This window comes from Mycobacterium sp. IS-1496, from assembly GCF_001499995.1.
Lineage (GTDB): Bacteria > Actinomycetota > Actinomycetes > Mycobacteriales > Mycobacteriaceae > Mycobacterium.
In genome coordinates this window covers 70,912-88,221 of sequence record NZ_LQIU01000011.1, presented here as the reverse complement: position 1 = coordinate 88,221, position 17,310 = coordinate 70,912, and the positions used below count along the sequence as shown (strand labels likewise).

The 17,310-nt window shown below is 69.8% G+C and carries 15 protein-coding genes and 1 tRNA gene; 3 read left to right on the top strand and 13 right to left on the bottom strand.

Going from position 1 to position 17,310, the window contains the following annotated elements:
- Nucleotides 1–11: 11 nt before the first annotated feature.
- The 5 genes from AU195_RS07405 to AU195_RS07385 all read right to left on the bottom strand — a co-directional run bounded on the left by AU195_RS07405 (nt 12) and on the right by AU195_RS07385 (nt 3,623).
- A complete protein-coding gene (locus tag AU195_RS07405; RefSeq protein WP_059158419.1) occupies nt 12–668 on the bottom strand; it encodes an L-threonylcarbamoyladenylate synthase in 657 nt (218 codons plus the stop codon).
- Nucleotides 665–1,543 (bottom strand): peptide chain release factor N(5)-glutamine methyltransferase, encoded by an 879-nt coding sequence (prmC, locus tag AU195_RS07400; protein ID WP_059158418.1) that lies wholly within the window; start codon nt 1,541–1,543, stop codon nt 665–667. The genes AU195_RS07405 and prmC overlap by 4 nt, the downstream gene beginning before the upstream one ends.
- Complete coding sequence (gene prfA, locus AU195_RS07395) at nt 1,540–2,613, bottom strand: peptide chain release factor 1 (RefSeq protein WP_059158417.1); 1,074 nt, start codon at nt 2,611–2,613, stop codon at nt 1,540–1,542. Before prfA ends, prmC begins: the two co-directional genes overlap by 4 nt.
- An 87-nt stretch (nt 2,614–2,700) precedes the next feature.
- Nucleotides 2,701–2,913, bottom strand: a complete 213-nt coding sequence (gene rpmE, locus AU195_RS07390) for a 50S ribosomal protein L31 (protein ID WP_059158416.1) — start codon at nt 2,911–2,913, stop codon at nt 2,701–2,703.
- A 119-nt stretch (nt 2,914–3,032) separates the two neighbouring features.
- On the bottom strand, nt 3,033–3,623 hold the full coding sequence (locus tag AU195_RS07385; RefSeq protein ID WP_059158415.1) for a maleylpyruvate isomerase family mycothiol-dependent enzyme: 591 nt from the start codon (nt 3,621–3,623) through the stop codon (nt 3,033–3,035).
- Nucleotides 3,624–3,686: 63 nt separating this feature from the next.
- On the opposite strand from AU195_RS07385, the gene AU195_RS07380 reads away from it, so the two are divergent.
- On the top strand, nt 3,687–4,121 hold the full coding sequence (locus tag AU195_RS07380) for a MarR family winged helix-turn-helix transcriptional regulator (RefSeq protein ID WP_059158414.1): 435 nt from the start codon (nt 3,687–3,689) through the stop codon (nt 4,119–4,121).
- Here the strand turns inward: AU195_RS07380 and fadD1 are convergent.
- On the bottom strand, nt 4,102–5,700 hold the full coding sequence (gene fadD1, locus AU195_RS07375) for a fatty-acid--CoA ligase FadD1 (RefSeq protein ID WP_059158413.1): 1,599 nt from the start codon (nt 5,698–5,700) through the stop codon (nt 4,102–4,104). The genes AU195_RS07380 and fadD1 overlap by 20 nt on opposite strands.
- Nucleotides 5,701–5,842: 142 nt before the next feature.
- Between fadD1 and AU195_RS07370 the strand changes: the two genes are divergently transcribed.
- Nucleotides 5,843–6,448 carry a TetR/AcrR family transcriptional regulator gene (locus tag AU195_RS07370; protein ID WP_059158412.1) on the top strand — a complete coding sequence of 202 codons (606 nt, stop codon included), beginning with the start codon at nt 5,843–5,845 and terminating at the stop codon, nt 6,446–6,448.
- 138 nt (nt 6,449–6,586) lie between these two features.
- Here the strand turns inward: AU195_RS07370 and rho are convergent, their stop codons facing one another.
- The 6 genes from rho to argS form a co-directional block, all read right to left on the bottom strand.
- Nucleotides 6,587–8,638, bottom strand: coding sequence for a transcription termination factor Rho (gene rho / locus AU195_RS07365; protein ID WP_059158411.1), 2,052 nt, complete (start codon nt 8,636–8,638; stop codon nt 6,587–6,589).
- 284 nt (nt 8,639–8,922) lie between these two features.
- Nucleotides 8,923–9,867, bottom strand: a complete 945-nt coding sequence (gene thrB, locus AU195_RS07360) for a homoserine kinase (RefSeq protein ID WP_059158439.1) — start codon at nt 9,865–9,867, stop codon at nt 8,923–8,925.
- A gap of 12 nt (nt 9,868–9,879) precedes the next feature.
- On the bottom strand, nt 9,880–10,962 hold the full coding sequence (gene thrC / locus AU195_RS07355) for a threonine synthase (RefSeq protein ID WP_059158410.1): 1,083 nt from the start codon (nt 10,960–10,962) through the stop codon (nt 9,880–9,882).
- Nucleotides 10,959–12,296 carry a homoserine dehydrogenase gene (locus AU195_RS07350; protein ID WP_059158409.1) on the bottom strand — a complete coding sequence of 446 codons (1,338 nt, stop codon included), beginning with the start codon at nt 12,294–12,296 and terminating at the stop codon, nt 10,959–10,961. Before AU195_RS07350 ends, thrC begins: the two co-directional genes overlap by 4 nt.
- Nucleotides 12,293–13,678, bottom strand: coding sequence for a diaminopimelate decarboxylase (lysA, locus tag AU195_RS07345; RefSeq protein WP_172800497.1), 1,386 nt, complete (start codon nt 13,676–13,678; stop codon nt 12,293–12,295). Before lysA ends, AU195_RS07350 begins: the two co-directional genes overlap by 4 nt.
- Before the next feature lie 35 nt (nt 13,679–13,713).
- Nucleotides 13,714–15,366, bottom strand: a complete 1,653-nt coding sequence (gene argS / locus AU195_RS07340) for an arginine--tRNA ligase (protein ID WP_059158407.1) — start codon at nt 15,364–15,366, stop codon at nt 13,714–13,716.
- Between the two features lie 103 nt (nt 15,367–15,469).
- Between argS and AU195_RS07335 the strand changes: the two genes are divergently transcribed.
- Nucleotides 15,470–15,542: transfer RNA gene (locus AU195_RS07335), tRNA-Arg, on the top strand.
- Between the two features lie 250 nt (nt 15,543–15,792).
- On the opposite strand, the gene AU195_RS07330 is transcribed toward AU195_RS07335, so the two are convergent.
- Nucleotides 15,793–17,058: an MFS transporter gene (locus AU195_RS07330; protein WP_059158406.1), complete on the bottom strand. Its 1,266-nt coding sequence runs from the start codon at nt 17,056–17,058 to the stop codon at nt 15,793–15,795.
- Nucleotides 17,059–17,310: the final 252 nt, after the last annotated feature.

The window sequence follows — 17,310 nt, the reverse complement described above, 5'->3', positions numbered from 1 at the left end:
CGCGGCTGCGTTCACTCCGTGAGCAGGCTTTCGGTGTTGACCCCGAGGACGCCGGCGACGGCCTCGGCGGTGACGGGCCCGGTCCGCAGGATGCGCGGGTGGGCGCCACTGAGATCGACGATCGTGGAGGCCGCCTGTCGCTCGGACGGGCCGGCGTCGAGGTAGACGTCGACCAGGTCGCCGAGCTGCTCGCGCGCGTCGGCCGCCGACACCGCGGCGGGCCGCCCGGAGATGTTGGCGCTCGACACGGCCATCGGGCCGACCTCGCGCAGCAGTTCGATGGCGACCGGGTGCAGTGGCATCCGCAACATCACCGTGCCGTTCGCATCGCCGAGATCCCAGGGCAGCGACGGCGCCTGCCGGACCACCAGGCTCAGCGCCCCCGGCCAGAACGCGCGGATGAGTTCCCGCGCCGTGTGCGGGACCGTGTAGACCAGGCCTTCGATGGTGTGCCAGGAGCCGACCAGAACGGGTACCGGCATGTCGCGGCCGCGGCCCTTCGCGGCCAGCAGCGCGGCGACGGCGTCGTTGTTGAACGCGTCGGCGCCGATGCCGTAGACGGTGTCGGTGGGCAGCACCACCAGCCCCCCGTCCTTGAGTGCGCTGACGGCGGTCGCGATACCGGTCGCGCGGTTGTCGGGGTCGGTGCAGTCGAACAGTTCGGTCATCGCCCCTCCGCGGTGGCAGTGGTGTCCGGTTGACGCCGGGCGGTGACGAAGCGCGGCCGGCCGGTCAGATCGGTGTGGGCGGTCACGTCGTCGAACGCGCCGCTGCGGCGGAATGCCGCGGCCGTGAGTGCCGAGGTGGTGTCGTCGTGTTCGACCGCGCAGCGGCCGCGGCCGCGCAGCCAGCGCCGCGCGAGCGCGACGATCGCGTCGATCACCACCATGCCGTCCGGGCCGCCGAACAGCGCCTGGGCCGGGTCGTGTTCGGCGACCTCGGGATCGAGGTCGGCGCCGTCGGGGATGTATGGCGGGTTGGCGACGACGAGGTCGATGGTCCCGTCGAGATCGGGGCGCAGACCGGTCGCGGTGACGTCGGCGTCGAGCAGTTCGGCTCCGGTGCCGGCGAGGTTGCGCCGGGCGTAGCCGAGCGCATCGGCGGAGTTGTCGACCGCGATGACCCGCGCCCGCGGGTGCGCGGTGGCGATCGCCAGCGCCAACGCCCCCGAGCCGGTGCACAGGTCGACGATCAGCGGCTCGTCCGGAAGATGTTGACGCTCAACCCATTCGAACAGTGCCTCGGTCTCCGGGCGCGGGATGAACACCCCGGGCCCGACGCTGACCTGCACCGGCCCGAACGCCGCCGTTCCGGTGAGGTGCTGCAGCGGGATGCGCGAAGCGCGGGCGGACACCAGGTCGTCGAAGCGGGTGTGGAAATCGGTCGGGAGGTCGGCGAACATCAGCCGGCCACGGTCGGTGCCCGCGGCGTGGGCGGCCAGCAGTTCCGCGTCCACCCTGGCCGACACGACCCCGGCGGCGGCCAGCACCGCCGCGGCCTCGTCGATGACCTGGCGCAGCGAGGACGCCGGCGCCCGGGTCATGAGCTCTGCAGACGCGCCTGTTTGTCGGCGGCCGCCAGCGCGTCGAACAGTGGGTCGAGATCGCCGTCGAGCACCTGGTCGAGGTTGTGCGCCTTGAAGTTGATGCGGTGGTCGGCGATCCGGTTCTCGGGGAAGTTGTACGTGCGGATGCGCTCGCTGCGGTCGACGGTGCGGATCTGGCTGGCGCGGTCGGCCGATGCGTCGGCCTGCGCCTGCTCCTCGGCCAGCGACTGCAGCCGGGCGGCCAGCACCTGCATGGCGCGCGCCTTGTTCTGCAGCTGCGAGCGTTCGTTCTGGCAGGTGACGACGATGCCGGTGGGCAGGTGGGTGATCCGCACCGCCGAGTCGGTGGTGTTCACACCCTGGCCGCCCTTGCCGGACGACCGGTAGACGTCGATGCGCAGGTCGGACTCGTCGATCTGGACCTGCTCGACCTCTTCGGGTTCGGGGTAGACGAGCACGCCCGCGGCGGAGGTGTGCACACGGCCCTGGGATTCGGTGACCGGCACCCGCTGCACACGGTGGACGCCGCCCTCGAACTTCAGCCGCGACCAGACGCCGTCGGCGGAGTCGCCCTTGCTCCGGATCGACAGCGTGGCGTCCTTGTAGCCGCCGAGGTCCGAGCTGGTCTCGTCGAGGATCGTGACGGACCAGCCGTGCCGCTCGGCGTACCGGATGTACATGCGTGCGAGATCGGCGGCGAACAGCGCCGACTCCTCGCCACCCTCCCCCGACTTCACCTCGAGGACGATGTCGTCGGGGTCGTGCGGATCACGCGGCGCCAGCAGATCCGACAGCTGTGTCTCCAGCGCGTCGACGGTGGCCTCGAGTTCGGGCACCTCGGCGGCGAAGGACTCGTCGTCGGCGGCCAGTTCGCGGGCGGCCTCGAGGTCACCGCGGGCCGCTTCGAGCTTGCGGTGGGTGGTGACGATCGGCGCCAGCTGCGCGAACCGGCGACCGGCCTTGCGGGCCTTGCCCGCATCGGCGTGCAGCGCGGGGTCGGCGAGCTGACGCTCCAGGTCGGCGTGCTCGGCGAGCAACGCGTCAACCGCTGTGGTGGGAGCACTCATCGCGACCTCCTTCCGCCAAGACTTCCCCGAACGCAAACCGACGCCCGGCCTGCGCGCGTGGCGACAGAGCGGGCGTCGGTGTGGTGGCTACTTGCTGCGCTTGCCGTAGCGCTTCTCGAAACGCGCGACGCGGCCGCCGCTGTCGAGGATCTTCTGCTTGCCGGTGTAGAACGGGTGGCACTGCGAGCAGACCTCGACGACGATGTTCCCGGTCTTCTTGGTGCTGCGTGTGGTGAACGTGTTCCCACAGCCGCACTGGACCGTGGTGTCGACGTAGTCAGGGTGAATACCCGTCTTCATTGGTGTCCTCTTCGATCGTGGCCGCCGGGTCGCCCGCTCATGACCTGCGCTGAGGTGGGCGTGAACCGGAACCGAGGGTGTGACTAGCGGTCAATTATGCCAGGTCAACCGCCAAGAGCCTAAACGCGCGGCAGGACGGGGCTATTCCGGCCGGACAGGGCCAGCACGATGTCGCGGATCGGGGCGGTGACCAACCGCCCGGAGCCGACCGTGAAGTCGGCGTCCGTCGCCTCCAACCGCACCCCGGCGAACCGCTTGCGCGCATGGAACGGGAAGCCCATGCCCCACAGCCGCCGCGCGGCGATCACGGCGGGCGCCGGCGGCATCTGCCGGTCGATGCCGAGTGGGATGGCGATGTCCTGGGTGTGGACGAGCACATCGGTCAGCGGGTCGGCCACCGACGTGCCGGGCGGCCTGCGCCGGACCCCCGCCATGGCCCGCAGCGCCGCGACGATCTCGTCGGGTGCGCTCGGATCCTCTCGCGCCAACCGCGACACCATGGCGTTGAAGCGGAAACCCGACCGCACGGCCTCGAACGCCATGCGCGGCCAGGGCGCCGTCGAGTGAGTGAGGTGGACCGCGACGTCGCGCACCGACCAGCCCTCGCACAGAGACGGGGCGGCCCACTGCTCGGCGGTCAGCGTGTCGAGGAAGTCGGCGAGGTCGGTGCGCTGGGCATCGATGTGGGTCCAGATCTCGTTGTCGTCCACGATGCCTCCTATTAGTCAGCTTCCCTGACTAAATTAGTCAGGGAAATGTACTAAAGTCAACGGGTGGCCGAAACTCCGAGCGTCACGACGCTCATGTTCGTCGCGCACCGTGCCGCGGAGGCGCGGATCCACGACGCCCTGCGCGCCGCGGGCTTCGACGACCTCACACTGGCCCAGAGCCGGATCGGCCAGCGGCTACGCCCGGACGGCATCCGCCTCACCGATCTCGCCGAAGAGGCGCGGGTCACCAAGCAGACGGCCGGCGCGCTGGTCGACCAACTCGAACGCGCCGGTTACGTCGTCCGCACGCCCGATCCCACCGACGCGCGGGCCCGCCTGGTGATGCTGAGCGACCGTGGGCAGCGGTTGTGCGCCGCCGCGGCGGCCGAGCTCGCGGTGGTCGAGCGGGAGTGGCGGTCACACCTGGGAGCGGAGGCCTTCGACCGGCTGTGCGAGGCGATGGTGTCGCTGCGCGAGATCACCGATCCGTACCGCTGACCGACGGCTCGGCCAGGACCCGGTAGGTGTTGCGGTCGCGTTTCCACAGCAGCCTGCCTCGCGGTTCGGCGCCCATCGCGACCAGTTCGCGCTTGAGGATCTTGTTTGTCGCGGTACTCGGCAGATCGTCGGCGATCCACACATACCGCGGCCTGCCCTTCGTCGAGAGATCGCGCTGGGCGGTGAGGAACTCCTCGAACTCCTCGGGCGTCAGCTTCGCGTCGTCCTGGAGCACGACCGCGGCCATCACCTGGTCGCCGACATGGTCGTCGGGTACCGGGTAGACCGCGACGCGGTTGATCGCGGGCAGCCGCAATAAGATTCGTTCGATGGGCGCCGCGGTGAGGTTCTCGCCGTCGACGCGCATCCAGTCCCCGGTGCGGCCGGCCAGATAGATCCACCCGTCGGCGTCGCGGTAGGCGAGGTCGCCCGACCAGTACATGCCGTGGCGCATCCGCTCGCCCGTGGCGCCCGGATCGTTGTAGTAACCGCGGAACAGTCCACCGCCGGCGGTGTTGACCAGCTCACCGATCGCGGCGTCGGCGTTGAGCAGCGCCCCGTTCTCGTCGAACCGGGCCACCTCGCATTCACTGACCGTGTCGGGGTCGTAGATCGCGACGCCCGGGAAGCCCTTGCCGATCGATCCGTGCGGGCAGTCGTCGGGCCGGGTGATGATGACCGCGGTCTCGGTCGACCCGAATCCGTCCCAGACCGTGCAGCCGAACCGCCGGCCGAACGCCTCGATGTCGCGGTCGGCGGCCTCGTTGCCGAAGGCGATGCGCAGCGGGTTGTCGTGGTCGTCGGGCTTCTCGGTGGTCGCGAGGATGTAGGCCAGCGGTTTGCCGACGTAGTTCATGTAGGTGGCGCCGTAGTGGCGGACGTCGGACAGGAACCGGGACGCCGAGAACGCCGCCGGGGCCATGGCCGCGCCCGCGCCGACCGCGACGCTCCAGCCCGCGTACACGGCGTTGGAGTGGAACAGCGGCATGGCCAGATAGCAGACGTCGTCCTCGGTGAGCCCGTAGCGCTCCACCAGGGCGCTGCCGGCGAACAGGACCATCGCGTGGGGCACCTGTACGGCCTTGGGTTCGCCGCTGGTGCCCGAGGTGAAGATCATCATGAACGTGTCGTCGGCGCCGACTTCGCGGTGTGGGGTGAGCTCGGGCGCGGTGGCCAGGCGCTGAGCCCAGTCGTCGGTGCCGGTGTCGACGACGGTGACGCCGGGCAGGTCGAGCCCGTCGATGAGCCCACGGTGTTCGGGGTTGACCAGCAGGATCTGGCAGTCCACCCGCGCGATGTCCCGGGCCAGCGCCTCCCCCCGCCTGGTCGTGTTGACCCCGCACAGCACGTAGCCGCCGAGTGCCGCGGCGGCCAGCGCGGTGAGCATGTCCGGCGTGTTGCCCAGCAGGACGCCGACGTGCAGCGGACGGGCCGGATCAGCGGCGGCGATGACCGCGGCAGCCTGCCGGGACGCCTCCGCGATGTGTTCGCGCCACGTCCAGCTGCGGTCGCCATAGCGAACCGCGACGGCGTCGGAGTCGGCGCGCTCGCGCAGCAAGCCCTGCAGAGTGTCCGGCACGAGTCCACCTCGATCTTTGAGTGAACAGATTCGCCAATCTGTCTACCATGTTCGTCCGGCGCACCGTGGCGGCGCGCCTGTTGGCAGAATGCACTCGTCGCGTTGCCCGCGCGGCGAAACGCCCTAAGGAGGCCGAAGCCCGGTGACGGCAACGACGCCCACGCGGTCTGCACGTGACCGGCTGATCGATGCAGCGGAATCCTGCTTGCGCGCCAAGGGGATTCGCGCCACGACGGTGTCCGAGGTGGCTGAGGTGGCCGGGGTGTCCCGCGGCTGGCTGTACCGGCATTTCCCGGACAAGCCGTCCTTGCTCGGCGCGGCGATCGTGCGGCTCAACGAGGCCTACTGGTCCGAGGCGCACGCGGTGCTCGAGCCCATCGACGGGCTCGCCGAACAGATCGTGGCGGGCATCCGGCACGGCCGGCAGGCCTACGACGATCCGGGCGCCCTGCTGATGAGGCTCCGCCTCGAGGAACCCGAGGAGTTCGCGGCCTGCGCCGGTGCCGGCGTGCAGGGTCTGGTGCCCGACCTCGCCGACTTCTGGAGCCGCTACCTCGTGGCCGCCCGCGACCGGGGCGAGATCCACCCGGACACCGACGTGGCCGAGGCGTCGGAGTGGGTGGCGCGGTCGGTGATCTCGCTGGCGACGGTTCCGGGCAACACCCTCGACCCCGCGGACCCGGCGGCCCTGCTGACCCACGTCCGCAGGTATGTGATGCCGGGCCTCGAGGCCGATCCCTCGCTCTGACCGTCGCAGGCGCCGAGTGTGCATCCAGGGCGGCGCTGACGCGGATTTCCCGCCCTGTGTTCACAGTCGGCGCCCTGAACGCACAGTCGACACGAAAGAGGCCCCCGCCTCGCGGCAGGGGCCTCCTCGGCGAGCGGATCAGTCGTTGTCCGCCGACCCCGGCGCGGTCTTGGAGACCTGCACCAGGAACTCGTAGTTCGTCTTGGTCTTGCGCAGCTGACTCATCAGCAGGTCGATGGCCTGATGGCTGTCGAGACCCGACAGCACCCGGCGCAGCTTGTGCACGATCGCGAACTCGTCAGGGCCGAGCAGCAGCTCGTCCTTACGGGTACCCGACGGGTTCACGTCGACCGCCGGGAACACCCGGCGCTCGGCGATCTTGCGGTCCAGCTTGAGCTCGGCGTTGCCGGTGCCCTTGAACTCCTCGAAGATCACCGTGTCACCGGTCGAACCGGTCTCGACCATCGCGGTCGCGACGATGGTCAGCGACCCGCCCTCTTCGATGTTGCGCGCGGCGCCCAGGAAGCGCTTCGGCGGGTACAGCGCGGTCGAGTCGACACCACCGGACAGGATGCGGCCCGACGCCGGCGAGGCGTTGTTGTACGCGCGGCCCAGACGGGTGATCGAGTCGAGCAGCACCACGACGTCCTTGCCCTGTTCCACCAGACGCTTGGCGCGCTCGATGGCCAGCTCGGCGACGGTGGTGTGGTCTGACGGCGGCCGGTCGAAGGTGGAGGCGATGACCTCACCCTTGACCGAGCGCTGCATGTCGGTGACCTCTTCCGGACGCTCGTCGACGAGCACCACCATCAGGTGGCATTCCGGGTTGTTGCGGGTGATCGCGTTGGCGATGTCCTGCATGATCGTGGTCTTACCGGCCTTGGGCGGCGACACGATCAGCGCGCGCTGCCCCTTGCCGATCGGCATGATCAGGTCGATGACGCGGGTGGTCAGCTTGTCCGGAGAGGTCTCCAGGCGCAGCCGCTGGTTCGGGTACAGCGGGGTCAGCTTGCCGAACTCGGGACGCTTCCTGGCGTCCTCGACCGGCCCGCCGTTGACGCTGTCCAGACGCACCAGCGGGTTGAACTTCTGGCGCGGATTCTGGCCGCCGCCTTCACCCTCTTTGGGCACCTTGACCGCACCGGTCACGGCGTCGCCGCGGCGCAGTCCGTTCTTGCGCACCATGTTCATCGACACGTAGACGTCGTTCGGCCCGGGCAGGTAGCCCGAGGTGCGGACGAACGCGTAGTTGTCGAGGACGTCGAGGATGCCGGCGACGGGCTGGACGACGTCGTCCTCGCGGATCTCGGTGTCACCGGCGCCGCCGCCGCTCTCGCCGCCACGCTCGCCGCGACGCCTGCGGTCGCGGAACCGGCGTCCGCGGCGGCCACCGCGGCCGTCGCCGTCGTCGTCACCGTCGGCGGCGTTGTTGTTGCGGTTGCCCTGGCCCTGGCTCTGGTCGTTGTCGGACCGGTCGTCGGACTGATCGCCCCGCTGACGGTCCGCACGGCGCTGCTCGCCCCTGGGCTGGTCACCCTTGCCCTGGTCGGACTTGGGCGCCTCACCCTTGGGCTGTTCGGCGTCGGACTGCTGCTGCGCGGGCCGGTCGGCCTTGGTGCGCTCGTTCCTGGGCCGTTCGCTCTTCGGCTCCGTGACGGCCTGTTCGGCCGGGGCGGTGACGGTGGCCTGCTCAGGGGCCTTGGTGTCAGGGGCCTTGCTCTCGGGGGCCTTGGTCTCGACGGCGTCGGAGTCAGGCTGCTCGGGGGCCTTGGTCTCGGGGGCCTTGGTGTCGGTCGCCTTGGGCTCGGCGGCGCCGGCCTGGCGGGATGCGCTGCGACGCTCGCGGCGCGGCGGCGTCTGCGGTGCGGCGGCCTCGGCCGCGGTGTTGTCCGCCTTGGCGCCGTTGCCCTCGCCGCGGCGCTCACGGATGGCGGCGATCAGTTCGCTCTTGCGCATGCCGGAGGCGCCTTCGACGCCGATCTGCCGCGCCAGAGCGCGCAGTTCCGGCAGAACCATCGAGGTCAGCGAGGTCGCGCGGTCGCCGGATGCGACGTCGGCGGTCGGAGCGGTCTCCGCGGTCGTCGTGGTGACGGCCGGGGTCTCCGACGCCGGGGAAGCTTCGGTGTTCACGACGTTCGGCAGCTCTGTTCGCTGCGCGCTGTCGGCCGTGAAGAGGTCCGTATCGGTCACGGATTTCCTTTCTTTCCCTCGCTGATTGCGTTTGCGCGAGGGCTCAAAATGTCCTTGCTGTTCAGCCGATCCGCCGAACGCGAAGGTTCCACCGTCGCCTGTGCAACGGTGATCGCCGGAGTTCGCCGCCATAGGGCGAACCGTCGGTCCACGAGTGAAACACGGGAAAGATGAGGATCGTCCTAGTGTCGGCGCAGGCAGAGACGCTGCAATTGCTGGACGAAAGCGAGAATAACCCGCTTACGTGCCGGAAGCAAGAATCGTGGCGTGATGCGTGTCAACCCTCAGCTGCGTGCGGCGACGCCGGTTGACCAGCGCACACCGTCGCCCACGGCCATCTCAGCGATCGTGAACCCGTTGGCGGCGCCGAACTCGGCCGCCTCGGCGGGCAGGTCCGGATCGGTACCGAGGGCGATCACCGTGGGCCCGGCCCCGGACAGCACCGCTGCCACACCACAACAGCGCAGGACCCGGATCAATTCCGCCGACGTCGGCATCGCCGACGCCCGCTGCGGCTGGTGCAGGACGTCCTCGGTGGCGGCCATCAGCAGGTCGGGACGTTCGGTCAACGCCACCACCAGCAGCGCCGCGCGGCTGAGGTTGAACCGCGCGGCGAGGTGGCTGACGGTGTCCGGCAGCAGCACCCGCGTCTCGGCGGTCGAGGACTGCTGCTGTGGGATGGCCGTGAACAGGCGGATGTCGGGATGCACGCGCAACGGTGCGGCCGCGTAGCGCGCCTGCGCACCCGCGCCGTCGGTCCAGGTGACGACCGCCCCGCCCAGTACGGCGGCCGCGGCGTTGTCCGGGTGACCTTCGAACGCCGACGACAGCTGGATCAGCTGCTCCACCGTGAGCGGAGTCGAATCAGTCTGCGCGACAAGGCCGTTGGCGGCAGCTAAACCGCCGACGACGGCCGCAGCCGACGATCCGAGCCCGCGTGAGTGCGGGATGTCGTTGCGGCACCGCACCACGAGTCCCGGCGCGGCGCATCCGGTCGCCCGCAGACCGGCTTCGATCGCCCGCACCACCAGGTGCGAGGAGTCCAGGGCCACCTGACCGGCGCCCTCCCCCTCGACGGTGACGGTCAGCCCGGATTCGACTGTCTCCACGACGATGTCGTCGTAGAGGCTGAGCGCCAGGCCCAGGCTGTCGAAGCCGGGACCGAGGTTGGCGCTCGACGCCGCGACCGTGGACGTCGCCGTCAGCCCGACGGGAAGAGTCTGCGTCACCGGCACGTCCTGTCAGACCAGACCGAGTTCGCCGGCCACCGCGACGGGGTCCACCGCGAGCGGCGTGACGGCGGGCATGCCCTTGAGCGCGGTGTCGGGATCCTTGAGCCCGTTTCCGGTGACCGTGCACACCACGGTCGAACCCTTGGCCACCCAGCCGTCCTCGATCGACTTGAGCAGTCCGGCGACGCTGGCCGCCGAGGCTGGTTCGACGAAGACCCCTTCGGTGCGCGCCACCAGGTGGTACGCCGCGAGGATCTCCTCGTCCGTGGCCGCGAGGAACCGGCCGCCCGACTGCTGCTGGGCCTCCACCGCCGACGTCCACGACGCGGGCGCGCCGATGCGGATCGCGGTGGCGATCGTCTCCGGGTTCTTGACGGGCTCACCGGTCACCAGCGGCGCCGCCCCCGCCGCCTGGGTGCCGAGCATGCGGGGCAGCCGGTCGGACAGGCCGTCACGGTGATACTCGCTGTAGCCCTTCCAGTAGGCGGTGATGTTGCCCGCGTTGCCGACCGGCAGGGCGTGCACGTCGGGTGCGGTGCCCAGGACGTCGACGATCTCGAACGCGGCGGTCTTCTGGCCCTCGATGCGGTACGGGTTGACCGAGTTGACCAGCGCGACGGTCGGGAAGTCGGCGGTCAGCTTGCGGGCGAGTTCCAGGCAGTCGTCGAAGTTGCCGTCGATCTGGATGATCTTGGCGCCGTGCATGACCGCCTGGGCCAGCTTGCCCATCGCGATCTTGCCCTGCGGGATCAGCACCGCGCACGTGATGCCCGCGCGTGCCGCGTACGCCGCGGCCGAGGCCGAGGTGTTGCCGGTCGACGCGCACAGCACCGCCTGCTTACCGCTGGCCGCGGATTCGGTGACGGCGACCGTCATCCCGCGGTCCTTGAACGAACCGGTCGGGTTGAGCCCTTCGACCTTCAAATGCACTGTGCAACCGGTGAATTCGCTCAGCCGCTTGGCGTGCACCAGCGGTGTGCCGCCCTCGAGCAGGGTGACCGGCGTCCAGTTCTCGCCGACGGGTAGCCGATCACGGTAGGCCTCGATCAGGCCGGGCCACGGCCGGTGCACCGCGTTCACTGGCGTGCTCATTCGCTTGTTCCTTCCATGCGCAGCACGCTGTTGACGCTCTGCACGACGTCGAGTTCGGCCAGGGCCGAGACCGTTTCGGACAGTGCCGCGTCGGTCGCACGGTGGGTGACCACGACGATGCGCGCACCGCAGGGCTGTCCACCCTCGTCGACCACACCCTCCTGACGCACCTCGGCGATGCTGACCTCACGCCTGGCGAATTCGGCTGCGACCGAGGACAAGACGCCCGGACGGTCGGCGACGTTCATGTTGACGTAGTACCGCGTGGGGATGAACCCGATCGGTGACACCGGCAGTTTGGCGTACTTCGACTCTCGCGGTCCGCGGCCGCCCTGGACGCGGTTGCGCGCGGCCATCACCAGGTCGCCCATCACCGCCGACGCGGTCGGCGCGCCACCGGCGCCCTGGCCGTAGAACATCAACCGGCCGGCCGCCTCGGCCTCGACGACCACGGCGTTGAAGGCGCCGTTGACCGCTGCCAGGGGGTGCTCCAGCGGAACCAGCGCCGGGTAGACCCGGGCCGAGACGCGTTGCTGGCCGTCGTCGGTGGTCAGCCGCTCGCAGATCGCGAGCAGTTTGATCGTGCACCCCAGCGACCGGGCGCTCTCGAAGTCCTCGACGGTGACCCGGGTGATGCCTTCGCGATAGACGTCGTCGGCGGTCACCCGCGTGTGGAACGCGATGGACGCCAGGATGGCGGCCTTGGCGGCGGCGTCGTAGCCCTCCACGTCGGCGGTCGGGTCCGCCTCGGCATACCCGAGCGCACTGGCATCGGCCAGCGCGCTGTCGTAGTCGGCGCCGGTCTCGTTCATGGCCGACAGGATGTAATTCGTTGTGCCGTTGACGATTCCGGCCACCCGCAGCACGCTGTCGCCGGCCAGCGACTGGGTCAGCGGACGGATCACCGGGATGGCGCCCGCGACGGCGGCCTCGAAGTACAGGTCGACGCGGGCGGCCTCGGCGGCTTGGGCCAGCTCGCCCGTCGACTGCGCCATCAGCGCCTTGTTCGCGGTCACCACCGACTTGCCCTGTTCGAGCGCGGCGAGGATCGCCTTGCGGGCCGGTTCGACCGGACCCATCACCTCGACGACGATGTCGACGTCCTCGCGGGAGACCAGTTCCTCGACGTTGTCGGTGAGCAGGTCGGCCGGCACCCCGCGGTCGTCGGCCACCCGGCGCACACCCACCCCGCGCAGCACGAGCGGGGCGCCGACGCGTGCCGCCAGGTCGGTCGCGCTCTGCTCGATGATGCGGACCACTTCGCTGCCCACATTGCCGAGGCCCAGGACCGCTACGCCCACCGGTTTGTCGCCTACCGCTTTGTCACTGTTCATTGACCACTCACTTCCAGACTCAACAGATCGTCGACCGTCTCGCGGCGCAGGATCAGGCGCGCGTGTCCGTCGCGCACCGCCACCACCGCGGGCCGGCCGATCAGGTTGTAACGGCTCGACATCGAATAGCAGTAGGCACCGGTCGCGGCCACACCGAGCAGATCGCCCGGCGCCACGTCGCCGGAGATCCACGTGTCGCGCACGACGATGTCGCCGCTCTCGCAGTGCTTTCCGACCACCCGGCTCAGCGCCGGGCCGGCCTCGCTGACCCGGGAGATCAACCGGACGTCGTACTCGGCACCGTAGAGCGAGGTGCGGATGTTGTCGCTCATCCCGCCGTCGACGCTCACGTAGCGGCGGTTCGCGGTCGCACTGACGGCCACGTCCTTGACGGTGCCGACCTCATACAGCGTGATCGTGCCCGGTCCGGCGATCGCCCGGCCCGGCTCGACCACCAGTTTCGGGGTGGGCAGGCCGACGGCCGCGGACTCGTCGCGCACGATCGCGCTCAGCTTGGCGGCGAGGTCGGCGACCGGCGGCGGATCGTCCTGCGGCAGATAGGAGATGCCCAGGCCACCACCCAGGTCGACGGTGGACATCTGCGCGGTCTTGTCCACGCCGAACTCGGCGACGACGTCACGCAGCAGACCGATCACGCGGTGGGCGGCGATCTCGAATCCCGCGACGTCGAAGATCTGCGAGCCGATGTGGCTGTGCAGGCCGACCAGCCGCAGGTGGTCGGCCTCGAACACCCGGCGCACGGCGTCCATCGCCGCCCCGCTGGCCAGCGAGAGCCCGAACTTCTGATCCTCGTGCGCGGTCGAGATGAACTCGTGCGTATGGGCTTCCACACCGACGGTGACCCGGATCAGCACGTCCTGGACCACGCCCGCCCCGGCGGCGATCTCGTCGAGGCGTTCGATCTCGATCATCGAGTCGACGACCACGTGTCCCACCCCGGACTTGACCGCCAGTGTCAGTTCGTCCAGCGATTTGTTGTTGCCGTGCAGGGCGATCCGCTCGGCGGGGAAGCCGGCGTGCAGTGCGACGGCGAGTTCTCCGCCGCTGGCGACGTCGAGGGCCAGGCCCTCCTCGTCGATCCATCGTGCCACCTCGGTGCACAGGAAAGCCTTTGCGGCGTAACGCACGTACTCGCCGCCGCCGAACGCCTCGGAGATCTCCCGGCAGCGTGAGCGGAAGTCGTCCTCGTCGATGACGAAGACCGGTGTGCCGAACCGGGCGGCGATGTCGGTGATCGGCACCCCGGCGATCGACACCACGCCGTCGGCGCCGCGAACGGCGTTGCGCGGCCAGACGTTCGGAGCGATCTGCAGCACCTCGTCGGGGCCGGCGGGACGCGGCGGCGCGCCACCGTGGTGGATCTCTTCGGCGTGCCGGGGCCCGGCGGGATGGGCGTTCACATCCGCTCCGGGGCGCTCACGCCGAGGATCGCCAGGCCGTTGGCGACCACCTGACGGGTGGCCTGGCAGAGCGCCAGACGAGCCGAGTGCAGGTCGGACGGTTCCTCGTCGCCCTGGGGCAGCACCCGGCACTGGTCGTAGAAACGGTGGTAGTCACCGGCGAGGTCTTCGAGGTAGCGGCACACCCGGTGCGGTTCGCGCAGTGCGGCCGCCGACTCCAGCACCCGCGGGAACTCGCCGAGGTTGCGGATCAGCGTGCCCTCCTTGTCATGGGTGAGCAGGTCGAGGTGGTCGGTGCCGGCGACGACGCCGAGGTCGGCCGCATTGCGGGCGAGCGCCGACAACCGCGCGTGGGCGTACTGCACGTAGTAGACCGGGTTCTCGTTGGACGCCGAGGACCACAGCGCGAGGTCGATGTCGATCGGGGTGTCCACAGACGAGCGGATCAGCGCATAGCGGGCGGCGTCGACACCGATCGCCTCGACCAGATCGTCGAGGGTGATCACGGTGCCCGCGCGCTTGCTCATCCGCACCGGTTGGCCGTCGCGGACCAGGTTGACCATCTGGCCGATCAACACCTCGACGGTGTCCGGGTCGTCGCCGAGCGCCGCTGCGGCGGCCTTGAGCCGGGCGATGTAGCCGTGGTGGTCCGCGCCGAGCATGTAGATGCACAGGTCGAACCCGCGCTGCCGCTTGTCCAGGAAATAGGCGAGGTCACCGGCGATGTAGGCGGGGGCGCCGTCGCTCTTGATGACGACGCGGTCCTTGTCGTCACCGAAGTCGGTGGTGCGCAGCCAGGTCGCACCGTCCTTCTCGTAGATCGCGCCGTTGTCCCGCAGCCGGGCGATCGCCTCGTCGACCCGACCGCTGCTGTGCATCGAGTCTTCGTGGGTGAACACGTCGAAGTCGGTGCCGAATTCGTGCAGCGAGGTCTTGATGTGGTCGAACATCAGGTCCGCGCCGATGGCGCGGAACGCCTCGCGCATCTGATCGTCGGGCAGCTCGAGCGCACCCGGATCTTTGGCGAGCACCTGGGCGGCGATGTCGCCGATGTAGCTGCCCGCGTAGCCGTCCTCGGGGGTGGGCTCCCCCGTCGCCGCCGCAATCAGCGAGCTGACGAACCGGTCGATCTGCGCGCCGTGGTCGTTGAAGTAGTACTCGCGTACCACCGCGGCGCCCTGGGTGGCCAGCAGTCGGCCCAGGGCATCGCCGACGGCGGCCCACCGCGTGCCGCCGATGTGGATCGGGCCGGTGGGGTTGGCCGAGACGAATTCGAGGTTGATGTCGCGTCCGGCGAGCGCGGCGGAGTGCCCATAGCGCCCGGCGCCGGTGATGATGTCGCCGACGATCACGTTCTGCGCGGCGGCCTCGATGCGCAGGTTGACGAATCCCGGACCGGCCACCTCCGCGGACGAGATGCCTGCGGCGGCGGTCAGCGCCTCGGCGAGCCATCCCGCCAATTCGCGGGGGTTGGCGCCGACCTTCTTACCGAGTTGCAGCGCCAGGTTGGTGGCGTAGTCGCCGTGCTCGGGATTGCGGGGACGCTCCACCGTGACGGTCGCGGGCAGCGCGGCGGTGTCGAGGCCGCGCTCGGTCAACACAGCGGTGGCGGTGGTCCTGAGCAAGTCGGCGAGGTCGGCGGGTGTCACGGGGGTCCATCCTATGGTCTGGGGTGGTCAGTGCCCGAATCCATTCCCCGGGGCAGGATGCGTTACGCTGTCCACGCCCAATGGCGCAGTTCGTGAAGAACGCGCCCCCGTAGCTCAGGGGATAGAGCGTCTGCCTCCGGAGCAGAAGGCCGCAGGTTCGAATCCTGCCGGGGGCACCCAGAATTCCGCAGGCAGGGACTTTGTGGAGTCGTCGTCACCACCCGTGCCCTCCGCGCGCCCTAGCGTGTCACCGGGCGCCATTGCTGGCTGGCCCTGCATGACACGCCACTGCCGATCCCCTCGACGACGACGTCTGGGGTGACCGAGGAGCGCGCGGTCATTCGGGGGTCTCCAACCAAAAGGGACCATCATCGGATCTCGATGCTGGACCGCATGGTGGTCTACGGGTCGCGCGCTGTCACGGGCTCACTCCAGGGCGGTCTCGAGGCTTGTCGCCCAGCTCGGCTGCGGTGCAAGGCTCGCGAGCAGGGCGCTGCTCAGACCCATGAGGACGATGGTGACGATGAGGAAGTTCGTGTAGTCGCCGAAGTGATCGGATGTAGCGCCCGCGGCCAGTGGCCCGAAGGCCGTCCCGAGGGAAAGCGCCGCGACCAGTCCGCCGAACAGGCCGCCGAAGTTGCGTAGACCGAAGTAGCGCGACGCCAGGTACGCGATGACGTCGACCTCGGCGCCGAGGGTCAAACCGAACAATGCCGCCGCGATGGTCTGACTGAGCGGATTCGAGCCGTCGAGCAGGAGGAGCGCTGCGCCGACGGTCGGCACCAGATAGGCGCATGACCCCACCAGCCGTGCCGGGAAGCGATCGAGGAGGAAGCCCACCCCCAAGCGTCCGACGATCGAGAAGACGCCCACCAGCGATGCCGTTCCGGCGGCGGCCAGCGGCTCGGCACCGGCGTCGCGCAGGATCGGCACGAGGTGGACGACCACCCCCAATGTGGTGAAGGCGAACAGGCCGGCGGCCACCAGCAACCGATAGAACGTCAGCGACGTGAGGCCTTCCCGCAGGGTGACTCCGGGTAGGTCCACCACCGGTACGACGACCTCCTCGACAGCGGGTACCGCAGGCTCCTTGACGTCCTTGGCGCCCCGGAAGAACAGGAAGACGGTTACCGCCACCACCCCGCCCCACACCACCCCGAGGGCCACGAACGTCGCACGCCAGCCCCAGCCCTCGATGAGTGCGGTGGCGAGCGGCGGAAACAACGCGGCCGCCAGCGAGCCGCCCGAGAGCGTCACCGCGAACGCGATCCCGCGGGAGGCCTCGAACCGGGTGGCCACGGCACTGGTCCACACCGTTGTCTGCACCCAGAAGCTCGCGAATGCGAGCACCGACCACATCAACACCCAGTTCCACATCGAGCCAGTGGCTCCGCCGAGCAGCGCGAAGGCCCCGGCCATCAGCAGGACACCGGTGAGGCCGACTCGCCGGGGTCCCAACCGGTCGACCATGAGGCCGATCGGCAGGGCGGCGGCCGCGGCGGCCATCCCGACGATGGTCAGTCCGACGGAGGTTTGCGCCCGGGACCAGCCGAATTCGTCCTGCAGCGGCTGCATGAACGCACCGAGGGAGTAGACGTGGATGACGCTGATCGAGTAGCCGAGAGCCGCGGCGATGGGAACCGTGCCGTAGGTCCGCCACTCACTGAGGCTCGCGCTGTTGGTTCTGCTCATTGCTGCTTTCTTGTCACTGCGGCGCCGATGTGTAAAGGACAGCCACGCGCTGCCGAGTGTATGGGCGGTTCGCCGGCTGGTGTCGGGACGAGCCGGATCGCGTACAGGTCGAGCCACTTCGCGTACCGAATCGGCGCAGACGTTCGCGTCCTGCCGGGGCACTCACCTTGACGGACCCCCGAAATTAACTGCGCCGTCACGCGTGCACGCGTCGTCGAGGTCTCCGACTTGCGCGCATTCCCTGTGATCAGC